At 62.0% G+C, this 14,966-nt stretch carries 13 protein-coding genes; 6 read left to right on the top strand and 7 right to left on the bottom strand.

What is annotated here, in order from left to right:
- Positions 1 to 3: 3 nt before the first annotated feature.
- From ACN0WV_RS04540 to uvrC, 6 genes are all read left to right on the top strand, one after another.
- Positions 4 to 2,202, top strand: a complete 2,199-nt coding sequence (locus ACN0WV_RS04540; RefSeq protein WP_417604041.1) for a primosomal protein N' — start codon at positions 4 to 6, stop codon at positions 2,200 to 2,202.
- Between the two features lie 105 nt (positions 2,203 to 2,307).
- Positions 2,308 to 3,105 carry a S49 family peptidase gene (locus ACN0WV_RS04545; protein WP_417604042.1) on the top strand — a complete coding sequence of 266 codons (798 nt, stop codon included), beginning with the start codon at positions 2,308 to 2,310 and terminating at the stop codon, positions 3,103 to 3,105.
- Complete coding sequence (locus ACN0WV_RS04550; protein WP_417604043.1) at positions 3,086 to 3,274, top strand: hypothetical protein; 189 nt, start codon at positions 3,086 to 3,088, stop codon at positions 3,272 to 3,274. The genes ACN0WV_RS04545 and ACN0WV_RS04550 overlap by 20 nt, the downstream gene beginning before the upstream one ends.
- 1 nt (position 3,275) lies before the next feature.
- Positions 3,276 to 4,232, top strand: a complete 957-nt coding sequence (locus tag ACN0WV_RS04555; protein WP_417604123.1) for a calcium/sodium antiporter — start codon at positions 3,276 to 3,278, stop codon at positions 4,230 to 4,232.
- Positions 4,233 to 4,261: 29 nt separating this feature from the next.
- Positions 4,262 to 5,044, top strand: coding sequence for an SDR family oxidoreductase (locus tag ACN0WV_RS04560; protein ID WP_417604044.1), 783 nt, complete (start codon positions 4,262 to 4,264; stop codon positions 5,042 to 5,044).
- Positions 5,045 to 5,328: 284 nt separating this feature from the next.
- Positions 5,329 to 7,206, top strand: a complete 1,878-nt coding sequence (gene uvrC, locus ACN0WV_RS04565) for an excinuclease ABC subunit UvrC (RefSeq protein ID WP_084350412.1) — start codon at positions 5,329 to 5,331, stop codon at positions 7,204 to 7,206.
- A gap of 153 nt (positions 7,207 to 7,359) precedes the next feature.
- On the opposite strand, the gene rpe is transcribed toward uvrC, so the two are convergent.
- The 7 genes from rpe to ACN0WV_RS04600 are packed head-to-tail and all read right to left on the bottom strand — an operon-like array spanning position 7,360 to position 14,638.
- Positions 7,360 to 8,049, bottom strand: coding sequence for a ribulose-phosphate 3-epimerase (rpe, locus tag ACN0WV_RS04570; protein WP_084350411.1), 690 nt, complete (start codon positions 8,047 to 8,049; stop codon positions 7,360 to 7,362).
- 32 nt (positions 8,050 to 8,081) lie between these two features.
- Positions 8,082 to 9,014: a 2-hydroxyacid dehydrogenase gene (locus ACN0WV_RS04575; RefSeq protein ID WP_417604045.1), complete on the bottom strand. Its 933-nt coding sequence runs from the start codon at positions 9,012 to 9,014 to the stop codon at positions 8,082 to 8,084.
- 9 nt (positions 9,015 to 9,023) lie between these two features.
- On the bottom strand, positions 9,024 to 10,163 hold the full coding sequence (gene rodA / locus ACN0WV_RS04580) for a rod shape-determining protein RodA (protein ID WP_084350409.1): 1,140 nt from the start codon (positions 10,161 to 10,163) through the stop codon (positions 9,024 to 9,026).
- On the bottom strand, positions 10,160 to 12,100 hold the full coding sequence (mrdA, locus tag ACN0WV_RS04585) for a penicillin-binding protein 2 (RefSeq protein WP_084350408.1): 1,941 nt from the start codon (positions 12,098 to 12,100) through the stop codon (positions 10,160 to 10,162). The genes rodA and mrdA overlap by 4 nt, the downstream gene beginning before the upstream one ends.
- Positions 12,097 to 12,636 (bottom strand): rod shape-determining protein MreD, encoded by a 540-nt coding sequence (locus ACN0WV_RS04590; RefSeq protein ID WP_084350407.1) that lies wholly within the window; start codon positions 12,634 to 12,636, stop codon positions 12,097 to 12,099. Before ACN0WV_RS04590 ends, mrdA begins: the two co-directional genes overlap by 4 nt.
- On the bottom strand, positions 12,629 to 13,561 hold the full coding sequence (gene mreC, locus ACN0WV_RS04595; protein WP_417604046.1) for a rod shape-determining protein MreC: 933 nt from the start codon (positions 13,559 to 13,561) through the stop codon (positions 12,629 to 12,631). Before mreC ends, ACN0WV_RS04590 begins: the two co-directional genes overlap by 8 nt.
- 30 nt (positions 13,562 to 13,591) lie before the next feature.
- Entirely contained in the window at positions 13,592 to 14,638 is a 1,047-nt protein-coding gene (locus tag ACN0WV_RS04600) for a rod shape-determining protein (protein WP_084350405.1), read from the bottom strand.
- Positions 14,639 to 14,966: the final 328 nt, after the last annotated feature.

Genomic DNA, 14,966 nt, shown 5'->3' on the forward strand with positions numbered 1-14,966 from the left:
AGGATGGTCATGGAGGCTGGGTATTTCGACGAAGGCGCATTGATCGGCGTGCTGACGGCACAGCCGCTCGACCGGGTTCTGGACTACCGTGCGCCCGAAGGTGGCTGCCAATTGGGCGCGTTTGTCGAGGTGCCGCTGGGGCCGCGCAAGGTGTTGGGCGTGGTCTGGGGGCCGGGCAAGGGCGACTGGGACATCGCCAAGGTGCGCCACGTCATCCGCGTGCTGGATGCCGCCCCGATGCGCGACGAGCTGCGCGCCTTTCTGGAAAAGGCCGGCGATTACACGCTGACGCCCATGTCCGCGATGTTGCGGCTGGCAACGCGCGCGCCGGGGCTGGGCGACCCGCCGTCGATGCGCAAGGTCTACCGGCTGGGCCATGCAGAGCCAGAGCGTATGACCGATGCGCGCCGACGCGTGCTGGAGGCATTGCGCGACTATGGCGGGCTGTCCTTCACGCTCAAGGAACTGGCCGAGATGGCGGGCGTCACGACCAGCGTGGTCAAGGGGCTGGTCAAGCACGGGGTTGTCGCCGAAGAAAACAGCCCCCGCGATCTGCCCTTCCCGCGGCTGGACCCGGATATGGGCAGCAAGGATCTGACCGGCGATCAGGCGGCGGCGGCTGAAACGCTTCGGGCAGGCGTGGCATCTGGCAGTTACGGTACGGTGCTGCTGAAAGGCGTCACCGGGTCCGGCAAGACCGAAGTGTATCTGGAGGCCGTCGCCGAGTGCCTGCGCCGGGGGCGTCAGGCGCTGGTGTTGCTGCCGGAAATCGCGCTGACGGCGGAATTCCTGACCCGTGTGCAGGCGCGATTCGGCGCACAACCGGCGGAGTGGCATTCCGGTGTGACCATGACCGAACGCCGCCGGGTCTGGAAGATGATCGGGCAGGGCGGCGCGCAGTTTGTCGTTGGTGCGCGCTCTGCCCTGTTTCTGCCGTTCCGCGATCTGGGGCTGGTGGTGGTCGATGAGGAACACGACACGTCCTACAAACAGGAAGAGGGTGTGTTGTATAACGCCCGCGATATGGCCGTGCTTCGGGCCTCGCTTTGCGGGGCGCGGGTGGTGCTGGCCTCGGCCACGCCGTCGCTGGAAAGCTGGGCCAATGCTGACGCGGGCAAGTATGACAAGGTTGAACTGACCTCGCGCTACGGGCCCGCCGTGATGCCGGAAATGCGCAGCCTGGACATGCGGGCGGAAAAACTGCCCTCGGATCGCTGGATTTCCACCGCGCTGCAATCGGCGGTGAACGCGCGGATCGAGAAGGGCGAACAGGCGCTGTTGTTCATCAACCGCCGTGGCTATGCGCCTGTCACGATCTGCCGGGCTTGCGGGCATCAGATCGGGTGTGACCATTGCGACGCGCGGATGGTCGAGCACCGCTTTCTGAAACGCCTTGTCTGTCATCAATGCGGCGAGACCAAGCCGATGCCGGAAATCTGCCCCTCTTGCGAGGCAGAGGGGCGGTTGGCAGCAGTCGGGCCGGGTGTGGAGCGGCTGACCGAAGAGGCGGTAAAGCTGTTCCCGGACGCGCGTGTGGCAACGCTGTCCTCGGACATGTTCGGATCGGCCCGCGCGCTGAAGGCCGAGATCGAGGGCATTGCGCAAGGCTCTGCCGACATCATCATCGGCACGCAACTGGTGGCCAAGGGGCATAACTTTCCGCTTCTGACGCTAGTGGGCGTGATTGATGCGGATCTTGGACTGCAAGGGTCGGACTTGCGGGCCGCGGAACGTACCTTTCAATTGATGCGTCAGGTCGCGGGCCGGGCCGGACGCGCCGAAAAGTCCGGGGTGGCGCTGTTGCAGACCTACCAGCCCGAACATCCGGTGATCCGCGCGATCCTGTCGGGCGACGAGGAAGGGTTCTGGAAGGCCGAGGCGGGCGAGCGCCGTCATGCGGGTGTGCCGCCTTACGGGCGAATGGCGGGGATCATCCTGTCCTCGTCGGATGTGCAGGAGGCATTCGACCTTGGCAACGCATTGGCCCGGCAGGATGCGCCCCTGCGCCGTATCGGGGCGCAGGTCTTCGGCCCGGCCCCGGCCCCCATCGCGCGGGTCCGTGGCCGGCACCGCGTGCGCTTGCTGGTCAAGGCTGACCGTGGCACGCCGCTGCAAACAGCCCTGCGGCAATGGGTGGGGCAGTTCCGCCTGAAAGGCGACATGCGGCTGGCGGTGGACATTGATCCGCAGAGTTTTTATTGAAACCTCCGCTTTTCCACCGATGAATACGGGCAAGCGCGCCACTTCGCGCGGGATTGTATGCCTGCCACCTTGTTTGTCGGGCGGCGGCAATCTACATCCAAAGCCATGAAACAGTGGATCCCCTATCTGAACAAGGCCCCGACCGTGGCGGTTGTCCGGCTGACGGGCGCTATTGGCACGTCCGGGCGCGTCAGCCTGAATGACGAGACCATCGGGCCGGTTCTGGAAAAGGCCTTTCGGCGCGGCAAACCCGCGGCCGTGGCGTTGCAGATCAACTCTCCGGGCGGGTCTCCGGTGCAATCCTCGCTGATCGGCGCGCGCATTCGGCGGCTTGCCGAGGAAAAAAACGTGCCGGTCCTGGCCTTCGTCGAGGATGTCGCGGCAAGCGGTGGCTATTGGTTGGCGGCGGCGGCGGATGAGATCTTTGCTGACGAAAGCTCTATCGTAGGGTCGATCGGAGTCATCTCTGCCGGGTTCGGCGCGCATGTGTTTCTGGCGCGACAAGGGATCGAGCGGCGCGTGCACACGGCGGGCAAGTCGAAATCCATGATGGACCCGTTTCGCCCGGAGGAAGAGGAAGACGTGGCCCGTCTGACCCGCCTGCTGGGCCAGATTCACGATAACTTCATCTCGCATGTCCAGACTCGACGCGGGCCCAAGCTGGCGCAGGATCCGGATCTTTTCACCGGAGAAATCTGGGTCGGCAAATCCGCGGTCGATGTCGGACTGGCGGATGCGGTTGGCCATATGATGCCGGAACTGAAAAAACGCTTTGGCGACAAGGTCCGTCTGCGCCGCTACGGCATCAAGCGGCCTTTCCTGTCACGGTTCGGGATGTCGCTGGCACAGGACGCGTTGTCCGGTATCGAAGAACGCGCCCATTATGCGCGGTTCGGCCTTTGACGTGGTTGTAAAGGTCGTCATCCTGTTTCTGGTCGGTATGGGCGTGATGGCCATGTTCGGCAAGTTGCGGTTTCCGGGCAGCAAGCGACTGGCGTCGGCAAAATGTCCAAAATGCGGTCGTTACAAGATCGGACGCGGGCCTTGTTCCTGCGGACACGGAAAGGGCTGACATCGTGGTTTGGTTGATGTGCGGGCTGGGACTGGTGATCCTGCTGCTGGCAGGGGATGCGCTGGTGAAAGGGGCTGTGAACCTCAGCCTGCGGGTCGGTATCCCCGCTTTGATCGTCAGCCTGACGGTGGTGGCGTTCGGTACCTCGGCACCCGAGCTTCTGATTTCGATCAGTGCCGTGCTGGATAACGCGCCGGGGTTGGCGCTTGGCAATGTCGTGGGGTCGAACACCGCCAACATTCTGCTGGTGCTGGGTGTGCCCGCGCTGATATCGACCCTGGACACTTCTGAATGCAAGACGCGCAAGACCTATGTCTTCATGCTGATCGCATCCGTGTTGTTCATAGGGCTGGCCTTTACCGGGACGTTCGACTGGAAGGTCGGGCTTATCCTGCTTGCGGCGCTGGCCTTCATGTTGGCAGATGCCATGCGAGAGGCGATGTCTCACCGTCGTGCGTCAAAGGCCACGGCGGCGGAGACCCTCGACGAGGTGGAAGGCGCAGACCCGGATATGCCCTGGTGGCGGATTTGCGGTTTTCTTGTTCTAGGGCTTATTGGTCTGCCTTTGGGCGCGGATATTCTGGTCGACAATGCGTCGGTCATCGCGCGAACCTATGGGGTCAGTGATACCGTGATCGGGCTGACGCTGGTTGCGGTCGGCACGTCGCTTCCGGAACTGGCGACAACCGTGATGGCGGCGCTGCGGCGGCAAGCCGACGTGGCGCTTGGCAACGTGATCGGGTCGAACATGTTCAACCTGCTTGCGATCATCGGGATTGCCTCGTTTGTCGGGCCAATTCCGGTCGACCCGGAGTTCCTTCGCTTTGATCTTTGGGTCATGCTTGCCGCGTCGCTGATCCTGTTCCCGTTCGTGTGGCTGGGGTGGAACATGTCGCGCATCTGGGGCAGCGTGTTCACCGCCCTTTACGTCATCTATGTGGTGGCAATTCTGTTCTGAGGCCCGCAGAGGCCAAATGGAGGCAAGTCATGTCGATCGCACTTGTGACCGGCGCTGGAAAACGGCTGGGCCGCGCGATGGCGCTCTACCTTGCAGGGCGCGGGTATGACGTGGGCGTGCATTACGGCACATCCGCTGATGCCGCACAGGCCGTCGCGGAAGAGGTTCGCGCGATGGGGTGCCGTGCAGTGCCCCTGCAAGCCGACCTGCTGGACGAGGCGCAGGTGCAGGCCCTGCTGCCCGCCTGTCGGGACGCGTTGGGCGGCCCCGTAACCTGTCTGGTCAACAGCGCGTCGATTTTCGACTATGACCGGATTGAAACGGCCACGCGAGAAGGTTGGGACCGGCATCTGGAAAGCAACCTGCGCGCGCCGTTCGTGTTGACCCAGGCGATGGCGGCAGAAATTCCCGATCCAGTCGCCGATGAAAACGACGAACCGGTGGCGCAGGGCCTTATCGTCAATATGGTCGATCAGCGGGTGCGCAAGCTGACGCCGGAATTCATGACCTACACCATCGCCAAGATGGGCCTGTGGGCCTTTACCCAGACCGCGGCCCAGGGGCTCGCGCCGCGCATCCGGGTCAATGCCATCGGACCCGGCCCGACCATGCAAGGCGCGCGGCAAAGCGACGACCATTTTGCAAGACAACGGGCCGCGACCGTTCTGAAGCGGGGGGCGAATCGGTCCGATATAACCGCCGCACTTGGGTTTTTCCTCGATTCACCGGGGGTGACGGGCCAATTGATCTGCGTCGATGGTGGGCAGCATCTGGGCTGGAAAACACCCGATATTCTGGGCGGTGATGGTTGACTCTTGGAAAGTTGTACACGCCGCTCTTGCCGGTCGCAAATCTGTTACAGAAACTGTAATGTTTTCAATAATTTGGCACCCGTTAAAAATAAAATCATTTAATTACAATAGCCTAGGGAAGCGCCTAAAAAATGGGCAAATGCAGGAAGCGGGCCGAAATCAAGGGAAATTTCCGTGTGAACGAAACTTGTACGCAGAGTTATCCACAAGAACCGTGGATGTCTTAACTCTTGCCTCCGCTGCCTAGGCATGTAGCAAAATGCAAGAATCAGCCAAGGGACACGATGACCGACGACGCTTCGCATACGACCGCCGATGAGAAGACCGGACACGCCCTGATCCAGTCTTATCTCAAGACCCTTGACAGCTCTCCGGGGGTGTACCGGATGCTGGATGCACAGGCGCGCGTGCTTTATGTCGGCAAGGCGCGCAACCTCAAGGCGCGGGTGTCGAACTACGCGCGGCCTTCTGGGCATTCGGGGCGGATTGCCCGGATGATCCGCGAAACAGCCTCGATGATGTTTCTGACCACGCGGACCGAGACAGAGGCGCTGCTGCTGGAGCAGAATCTCATCAAGCAGCTGAAACCGCGCTACAATGTGCTGCTGCGCGACGACAAGTCCTTCCCGAACATTCTGGTCTCCAAAGACCACGCCTTTCCGCAGATCAAGAAACATCGCGGCGCAAAAAAAGAGAAGGGTGCCTATTACGGGCCGTTCGCCAGCGCAGGCGCGGTGAACCGGACCCTGAACCAGTTGCAGAAGGTGTTCTTGCTGCGCAATTGCTCGGATGCGATGTTCGAAAGCCGCACGCGGCCGTGCCTTCTGCACCAGATTCGGCGGTGTTCCGCCCCTTGCGTCGGCAAGATCGCAGAGGCCGACTATCTTGAAAGCGTGGCCGAGGCCGAACGCTATCTTTCCGGCAAATCGACCCAGATTCAGGAAACTTTGGCGCGGCAGATGCAGGAAGCGTCCGAGGCGATGGAGTTCGAGCGCGCGGCGGCGTTGCGCGACCGCATCCGCGCGCTGACGCAGGTGCAGACGTCGCAAGGCATAAACCCGCGTGGCGTGGCAGAGGCCGATATTATCGCGCTGCATATGGATGGCGGACAGGCCTGCGTTCAGGTTTTCTTCATCCGCGGCAACCAGAACTGGGGCAACCGCGATTTCTATCCGCGGATCGGCGCGGATGTCGAAGAGGCCGAAGTGCTGGAAGCGTTTATCGGCCAGTTCTATGACAGCAAGGAACCGCCGCGCATGTTGCTTCTGTCTCATGCGATCGAGAATACCGACCTGATGGAAGAGGCCCTGTCAGGCAAGCTGGGCCGGAAGGTCGAAATTCTTGTTCCCCAGCGAGGCGAAAAGGCAGAACTGATCGAGAGTGCCGCGCGCAACGCCCGCGAAAGCCTCGCGCGCAAGCTGGCAGAGACCGCAAGTCACACAAGGTTGCTGAAAGGGCTGGCAGAGGCCTTTGCGCTGGACGCTCCGCCGCAGCGGATCGAAGTTTACGACAACAGCCATATTCAGGGCACCAATGCGGTGGGGGGCATGATTGTCGCCGGACCGGAAGGATTCATGAAAGGCCAGTACCGGAAATTCAATATTCGCGGCGATGACCTGACGCCGGGCGATGATTTCGGGATGATGAAAGAGGTGCTGACCCGACGCTTCAAGCGGTTGCTGAAAGAGGACCCGGATCGTGACAAGGGGATGTGGCCGGATCTGCTGTTGATTGACGGCGGGGCGGGGCAGGTCTCTGCCGTGGCAGAGATCATGCGCGAACACGGTGTCGAGGATATTCCGATGGTGGGCGTGGCCAAGGGCATAGATCGCGATGCCGGCAGGGAAGAGTTCCACCGCGTCGGCAAGCGACCGTTCGCGCTGCGCCACAATGATCCGGTGTTGTATTTCGTGCAGCGTCTGCGCGACGAAGCGCATCGGTTTGCCATCGGGACGCATCGCGCCAAACGGTCCAAAGCCGTCGGGGCGACGCCGTTGGACGACGTGCCCGGTGTCGGAGCAGCCCGGAAGCGCGCGCTGTTGGCGCATTTCGGATCGGCCAAGGCGGTGAGCCGCGCGAACCTGTCGGATCTGAAGGCCGTGGAGGGCGTGTCAGACGCGCTTGCAGAGCGGATTTATGCCTTCTTTCACGAGCACGGTTAGCGTCGTTTCGGCAGAGCCGAACCGACCGAATTGAGCGCTTTCGCGCACTCTGTTTTTAGGGGCGTTTTGAGAGGTGACGCGACGCTCTTGACGCGCGCCGTTTGGCGGGCGGCGCGCAGTGAGTATTTTTGCCAAGAAGAAGCAGGGCGGGGGTCAGGCGACGCTTTGCGCGGCTGACCGGATCGCATGCATGTTGTCGCCGTAGATCTGTGGGGCATCGACCGAGCCGCCTTTGAAGACTGCCGATCCGGCGACCAGGACATCGGCCCCTGCCGCGGCGACCAGGGGGGCGGTTGTCGGATCGACTCCGCCGTCGATCTGGATGTGAATTTCGCGGTCGCCGATCATGTTTCGGATGGTCTTTACCTTTTCCACCTGGTTGTGGATGAATTTCTGTCCACCGAAGCCGGGGTTCACGGTCATCACCAGAACCATATCGGCGAGGTCCAGCAGGGTTTCCACTGCGGAGGCCGGCGTGCCGGGATTGAGCGCAACACCGGCTTTCTTACCCGTCGCGCGGATTGCTTGCAGCGTGCGGTGAATATGCGGTCCGGCCTCGACATGGGCGGTGATCATATCGGCTCCTGCCTCGGCATAGGCGTCGATATAGGGATCGACCGGCGCGATCATCAGGTGGACATCCATGAAGGTTTTGACATGTGGACGGAAGGCTTTGACGGCGGGAGGGCCGAAGGTGAGGTTCGGCACGAAATGCCCGTCCATCACATCGACATGCACCCAATCGGCACCCTGATCTTCGATGGCGCGGATCTCGCGTCCGAAATCGGCGAAATCGGCGGAGAGGATGGACGGGGCGATCTTGATCGAACGGTCGAAGGTCATGGCGGTCTCCTGCGCTGGTTGGGGGCGCTTTATCAGTAGCCGCGGGCCCGGTCCACAAGATGCTTTAGGGGTTGGCCGTCTTCGGCGCGGCGGATGTTCTCTGCGATGGTGAGGGCGGCGGTGCGGGGGCGCGTTTCCGACGCGACATGGGGCGTTACGGTCACGTTCGGGAGCGACCAGAAGGCGTGCTCCTTGGGCAGGGGTTCGGTGCGGAAGACGTCGAGCGTGGCGTGAGAGATTTGTCCGCTGGTCAGCGCGTCGATCAGAGCGCCATCGTCGATCAGGGCACCGCGACCGGGGTTGACCAGGACGGCACCTTTTGGAAGGCGGGCGAGTGACGTCGCATCCAGCAGGTTTTCCGTATCCCCGGTGAGCGGCAGAAGCAGGACGAGGATTTCAGCCGTTTCAAGCGCCTGGATCAGGCCGTCGGCACCGTGCAAGCGGCGGATGCCCGGCGCATCGCCGGGTCGTCTGCTCCATCCGGTGACGGGAAAGCCGAGGCTGCGCAGCATTTCTCCGCAAGCGGCACCAAGGGCACCGTACCCCAAGATTGTCACGGGGCGATCTTGCGCAAGAGGCGGAGCGCAGTGGTGCCAGCTATGGTCGGGGTTCACGATATGCGCATCCATGCCAAGGTGATGACGCAGGACGTGGCCCGTGACCCATTCCACCATGCCTTGCGTCAGGCCGGGATCGACCATCCGCGCCAGCGGCACGTTCAAGGTTTCGTTGCCAGTGACGCCCTCAACGCCCGCCCAGAGGTTCAGAACCGCCTTGAGCCGAGTATAGGGGGCGAAATCCTTCACCTCGCTGCTGGGCGCATAAACCATGTAGTCGACCAGTTCGGGCGCGAAAGAGGTCCGCAGGTCGGCATCCAGTCCTTCGGCCTTCAACGCGTCGCGCAGAGGCGTTTCATAGTCAGGCCAGTCCGCCTGAGCGGCGGCGAAAAGTATATTGAGTGTCATGTGAACCCTCTAGCGCGGTCTGTGAATATGGGCGCTTTGCACCATACCGAAAGCGACCATCAATACCAGCATGGCCGATCCACCGTAGCTGACAAGCGGCAATGGCACGCCGACCACGGGTGCCATACCCATGACCATCGACATGTTGACCGCAAAGAACAGGAAAAATGTCAGCCCGACGCCCAGGATCAGCAGTGATGAGAACCTGTCGCGGTTCTGCATTGCGGAGACGATGCAGAATAGCAGCACCAACACATAAAGGATCAGCAGGGAGAATCCGCCGATGAAGCCAAATTCCTCGGCCAGTGTGTTGAAGATGAAATCGGTATGTTTTTCGGGCAGGAAGTTCAGGCGGCTTTGCGTGCCTTGCATGAAGCCGCGCCCGGTCCAGCCACCGGACCCCATGGCGATCTTGGCCTGAGTGATGTGGTAGCCCGCGCCCAGAGGATCGGTGGATGGATCAATGAATGTGTCGATACGGCGGAACTGGTAGTCCTGAAGCAATTGCCAACTTGTCCCGCGGCTTTGAAACACGGCGGCGATTGCGCCACCGGCAAGTGCCAGGACCACACCGAAATAGATCCAGTGAACGCCCGCGATGAACATCATCAGACCGCCTGCGGTGACCAGCAGAATGGCGGTGCCAAGGTCCGGTTGCTTCAACACCATGAACGTTGGCAGCAGGATGATCAGAAGCGGCAACAGCACCCAGAGCGGCCGTGACGTATTGCGCATGGGCAGCCAGTCATAATAGGCCGCCAGGAACATCACCAGCGTGATCTTGGTCAGTTCGGACGGTTGCAGCCGCATGAAGCCAAGGTCGATCCAGCGCTGCGCACCCATCCCGACCGTGCCGAAAAGCTCGACAAAGACCAGCAGCAGGATCGAGACGAGATAGGCCAGTGTCGCCATGTTTCGCCAGAACCAGATCGGCACCAGCGCGACCAGACACATGGCGACGAACCCCAGCGCAAAGCGTTTCATTTGTGGTTCGGCCCAGGGGGTGAACGACCCGCCCGCGACCGAATAGAGCATCAGAAACCCGATGCTGGCCACCGCTGTCAGCAGCAGTGCAAGCGGCCAGTTCAGGTACAACACCTTGCGAAGCCCCGTCGGGACCGCTTTGACGGTATATTCAAGATAGCTCATGCGCGGCTGCGCTCTTCGCCGTCGGGCGCGCGGCGTTCGCGTGCCAGCCGTTCCTGCTGGGCCTTGATGCGGCCGCGATCCTTGCTGGGATAGGCGTCCAGCGGCGGATCGCCCCCATACAATGCCTGAAGCGCTACGTCGCGCGCAATTGGCGTCGCAGCGCTGGAGCCGCCGCCATGTTCAACCACCACGGAGACGGCGATCTTGGGTGCCTCATAGGGTGCAAAGGCAACGAATAGTCCGTGGTCGCGCCGGTCCCATGGCAGGTCGTCATTGCTGGTGACGCCGCGCGCACGTTCGGCAGCGGTGATGTTGCGGACCTGGCTGGTGCCTGTCTTTCCCGCCATGCGGAAGGCGTCCTCGGCAATGCGGGTGCTATAGGCCGTGCCGCGCCGGTTGTTTGACACGGCAAACATCGCCTTGCGGATCCAGCGCAGGTGATTTTCGTTGAAGCCCAGATTTTCGCCGCTGTGACTTGGGGATGTTTTGCCTTCGACCGACTTGATCAACCGTGGCGTGACGGCGCGCCCGGTGGCCAGCCGTGCTGTCATCACCGCCAGTTGCAGTGGCGAGGTCAGCACGAAGCCTTGGCCGATAGAGGCGTTGACCGTGTCGCCAATTACCCAGGAAGAGCCGCGCTCGCGCTCTTTCCAGGCCTTGGTGGGTGTCAGGCCTTCGGTGACGGCGGACATGGGGATGTCATGCGACGTGCCCAGCCCCAGACGCAGCGCGGTATCGGTGATCTTTTCGATCCCGACCTTCAGGGCAAGATCGTAGTAGTATACATCACAGCTTTCGCGGAGCGACTTTTCCAGGTCCATATGGCCATGGCCGCCGCGCTTCCAGCAGTGAAAACGGCGACCGCCGACCTCCATATAGCCGGGGCACCACACGGTTTCCTCGGGTGAAATGACGCCCGCGTCCAGCGCCGCAAGCACTGTTACCATCTTGAAGGTCGAGCCGGGGGGATAGGCGTCCTGCACGGTCTTGGAGGCTAGTGGTCTGCGATCATTGTCGCGCAGAACCGCGTAATCGTCGAACGAGATGCCCCGCACGAATTTGTTGGGATCGTAGGAGGGCGAGGATGAAATCGCCAGCAGATCGCCATCGGTCACGTCCATCACCACGACGGACGCGCTTTCAGCGCCCAGCCGGGCCTTGATGTAGTTTTGCAGGCCATTGTCTACCGTCAGTTGCAGGTCGGCACCTGCTTCGCCCTCGCGGCGGTCAAGTTCGCGCATCACGCGGCCAACGGCGTTGACCTCGACGCGCTTGGCACCGGCACGGCCGCGCAGCATCTCTTCGTAGTTGGCCTCGACGCCGACCTTGCCGATCTGGAACCGCGGAATGCGCAAGACCGGTTCGGGGTCGGCATAGCGGGCAAGGTCGCGTTCGCTGACCGGGCCGACATAGCCTGCCACATGGGCAAAGTCATCGCCCATCGGATAGTGCCGCGACAGGCCCACCTCTGGCGTGACGCCGGGCAGGGCGGGCGCGTTGACAGCCACGCGGCTGATATCGTCCCACCCTACGCGATCGGCGATGGTGATCGGCAGAAACGGGGCGGACCGCTCCATCTCGGCAAGTGCGCGGTTCAGTTCGTCCTCGTCCAGCTCGACAAGGGCGGACAGGCGCGCGATGACCTCTTCGACATTGCCCGCATCCTCGCGCACCATGGTGATCCGGTAGGACGGTGCATTTTCGGCAATCACAGCGCCATTGCGGTCGAAAATCTGGCCGCGCGCGGGTGGGATCAGGCGGATATTGACCCGGTTTTCCTCGGCCAGAAGACGAAACTGATCGGCCTGATCGACCTGCATATAGCGCATCCGCAGGCCGAGCAGACCGGCAAAGCCCAGTTGCATCCCGCCAAGGATCAGCCCGCGGCGCGACACGCGGCGGTAGCTGTCCATCGAATCCCTTGGCGAACGTCTCATATCCTGCGTCCCAATGTGTCGACCTCTCCGGGGCTGGCGTGGCGCACCCCAAACAGAAACCGCGATACCATGACGACAAACGGATAGGCCATGGCGGTCATCGCCAATTGCATCAGAGCGAGATACAGCGATCCCGGCGCGTACATGACCGATAGCAACGCCAGCCGGTTGGCAAGTGTTGCAACGGTCAGAGCCGATACTACCGTAAGCCATTCCATTGCGAAAGACGCGTCGCGTTGGCGCCTTTGGCGGCGTTTGAGCCATTCAACCGTGATCACCATCAGTGCCGCCCACAACCCCGGCGGGCGCTGGAACATCAAATCGGCCAACAGCATCACCCCAGCAATTGACACGGCGGGCACATATTCGGGGCGTCGTATCGCCCATGCGAGGCTGAGTGCCACCATCAGGTCCGGTGCGGCCCAGCGGCGCGGTGCCGTTTCCAGCGGCAACAGGTGGAAGAAAATCACCACAAGGCACAGCGCTATGTAGGCCGCGCGCATGGTCCAGACGCGTGATAGGCTTTGCTCAACCATTGCTCTCGGGCTCGGTTGCTGGCTGTGTTGCCTGATCTGCCGGCGGCAAGACCTGACCCGGCAGTTCTTCCGGCGCGATCAACGCGCTGGGATTGCTGACCTTCTGGCTGCCGTGATCCCGCAACACCCGCAGAAACTCAAGACGTTCGTAATCGGCCGACAGGCGCGCCCGTAGACGCCCGCCCGGATCCTTCGCCACTTGTCCGATCAGCAGGCCCGGAGGAAAAACCTCGCCGTCGCCACTGGTCACGATCCGGTCACCGGGCCGCACCTGATCGGGGTCTTCCAGAAAATCGACAGGTGGGGCGGCGGAATTGTCGCCCACGATCAACGCCCGCTGGCCCGAGGGCTGGATCGTCGCGGGAATGCGGCTGGACGTGTCCGTCAGCAGGATCACCCGGCTGGTGCTGTCGCCGACGCCCGAGATGCGCCCGACAAGGCCGATCCCGTCCATCGTTGCCCAGCCGTCCACGATGCCGTCGCGCTCTCCGACGTTCAGCAGCACGGATTGCCGGAACGGTGATCCGCTATCGGCAAGCACCACGCCGGTTACAAAGGTCAGGCGCGGGTCCAGCCGCACATTGTTGAGATCGAGCAGTCGCGCGTTTTCCTGCTCCAGCTGCAAGGCCGCCTCTTTCCAGGATTTCATTTGCTGTAGCTCGCGCCGCAGCTCCTGATTCTGCTCGTAAATGGCTTGATAGCTTTGGAAGTCCCGCATCAGGTTGACGGTTGCCGTGACCGGCACCATTGCCCATTCAAAGCCCGGCATGACCCTGTCGATGACCTGCGCGCGGAACCGTTCGACGCGCGGGCTGTCAATCCGCCAGACCAGAAACAACCCGATCAGGCACAGCACCAGAAACGACACAAGCAGCCGCCGAAGCGGGCCGGTATAGTCTTCGCTTTGTGAACGATCTCTGGCCAATGGACCCCCTTTACGGCAAAGGTGGGCAGCTTAACTGTCGTAGTCAATCGCGTGGCGCAGCTGTTTTTCGTATTCCAATGCCTTGCCAGTGCCCATGGCGACGCAGTTCAGGCATTCATCCGCGATCGAGACCGCAAGCCCGGTCTGTTCGCGCAACGCCAGATCCAGATCGCCCAGCAACGCACCGCCGCCGGTCAGCATCACGCCCCGGTCGACAATATCGGCCGCAAGATCGGGCGGGGTAGCTTCCAGTGCGGTCATCACCGCTTCGCAGATTTGCTGGACGGGTTCGGAAAGCGCCTCAGCGACCTGCGCCTGGCTGATTTCGGTTTCCTTCGGCACACCGTTGAGCAGATCGCGGCCCCGGATCAGCATTGACGCGCCGCGCCCGTCATCGGGCATCCGGGCGGTTCCGATGGAGGTCTTGATGCGTTCGGCGGTTGATTCGCCCACCAGCAAGTTCTGCTGACGGCGCAGATAGTTGATGATCGCCTCGTCCATGCGATCACCGCCGACGCGGACGGAACGGGCGTAAACGATGTCACCAAGGCTGAGAACCGCCACTTCGACCGTACCGCCGCCGATATCGACAACCATGTTACCGGTCGGATCGGTGATCGGCATGCCTGCGCCGATGGCGGCTGCGATGGGTTCTGCGATCAGCCCAGCCTTGCGTGCGCCCGCCGACAGAACCGACTGGCGAATCGCGCGTTTCTCGACCGGGGTGGCACCATGCGGCACGCACACGATGATCTTCGGTTTGGAGAACGTCGAGCGCTTGTGTACCTTGCGGATGAAATGCTTGATCATTTCCTCGGCGACGTCGAAATCGGCAATCACGCCTTCGCGCATTGGCCGGATCGCCTCGATGCTGCCGGGCGTTCGGCCCAGCATCAGCTTGGCATCTTCCCCCACGGCCAGCACTTTCTTGACGCCGTCCTTGACGTGATAGGCGACAACCGAAGGCTCTGACAGGATCACGCCGCGGCCTTTGACGTAGACCAGCGTGTTTGCAGTCCCAAGGTCGATTGCCATATCTGATGAGAACATGCCCATCAGTTTCTCTAGTCCCAGCATTCTGCGTCGTGCCCCAAGAAATGTTTATAGGCCCGCGACTCTTCGGGTGCAGGCCGGATGCTCTTATAGGCCCGGAAGGGCGGTAGCGAAAGGGGCGTCTCCTGTCAGGACAGGCGTTAACTTGCCGGCGGGCTCAGAAACCGTGCGCCGAACATGTGAAGTGATGTCGCAGGCCAGCCATGAATGGCACTGTGGTTGCCTTTTCGCGGCGTCTCAGTCCGTACGCCCCGAACGCGCCCGTCCGGGGCGCATGGCGCAACGGGCGCATGCAAACCGGCATCTGTCTGGGCGAAGGCGATTATATCCGATATGAAACCCCTATAGCTTG

It is taken from the genome of Primorskyibacter flagellatus, assembly GCF_048268605.1.
GTDB lineage: Bacteria > Pseudomonadota > Alphaproteobacteria > Rhodobacterales > Rhodobacteraceae > Primorskyibacter > Primorskyibacter flagellatus.

Bases quoted from the DNA above. Each gene is read 5' to 3' on its own strand.
- rodA (WP_084350409.1), bottom strand. From the start codon at position 10,163: ATGAGCTATCTTGAATATACCGTCAAAGCGGTCCCGACGGGGCTTCGC.
- ACN0WV_RS04590 (WP_084350407.1), bottom strand. From the start codon at position 12,636: ATGGTTGAGCAAAGCCTATCACGCGTCTGGACCATGCGCGCGGCCTAC.
- ACN0WV_RS04560 (WP_417604044.1), top strand. From the start codon at position 4,262: ATGTCGATCGCACTTGTGACCGGCGCTGGAAAACGGCTGGGCCGCGCG.
- ACN0WV_RS04545 (WP_417604042.1), top strand. From the start codon at position 2,308: ATGAAACAGTGGATCCCCTATCTGAACAAGGCCCCGACCGTGGCGGTT.
- ACN0WV_RS04550 (WP_417604043.1), top strand. From the start codon at position 3,086: ATGCGCGGTTCGGCCTTTGACGTGGTTGTAAAGGTCGTCATCCTGTTT.
- ACN0WV_RS04540 (WP_417604041.1), top strand. From the start codon at position 4: ATGGTCATGGAGGCTGGGTATTTCGACGAAGGCGCATTGATCGGCGTG.
- uvrC (WP_084350412.1), top strand. From the start codon at position 5,329: ATGACCGACGACGCTTCGCATACGACCGCCGATGAGAAGACCGGACAC.
- ACN0WV_RS04600 (WP_084350405.1), bottom strand. From the start codon at position 14,638: ATGCTGGGACTAGAGAAACTGATGGGCATGTTCTCATCAGATATGGCA.
- ACN0WV_RS04575 (WP_417604045.1), bottom strand. From the start codon at position 9,014: ATGACACTCAATATACTTTTCGCCGCCGCTCAGGCGGACTGGCCTGAC.
- mrdA (WP_084350408.1), bottom strand. From the start codon at position 12,100: ATGAGACGTTCGCCAAGGGATTCGATGGACAGCTACCGCCGCGTGTCG.
- rpe (WP_084350411.1), bottom strand. From the start codon at position 8,049: ATGACCTTCGACCGTTCGATCAAGATCGCCCCGTCCATCCTCTCCGCC.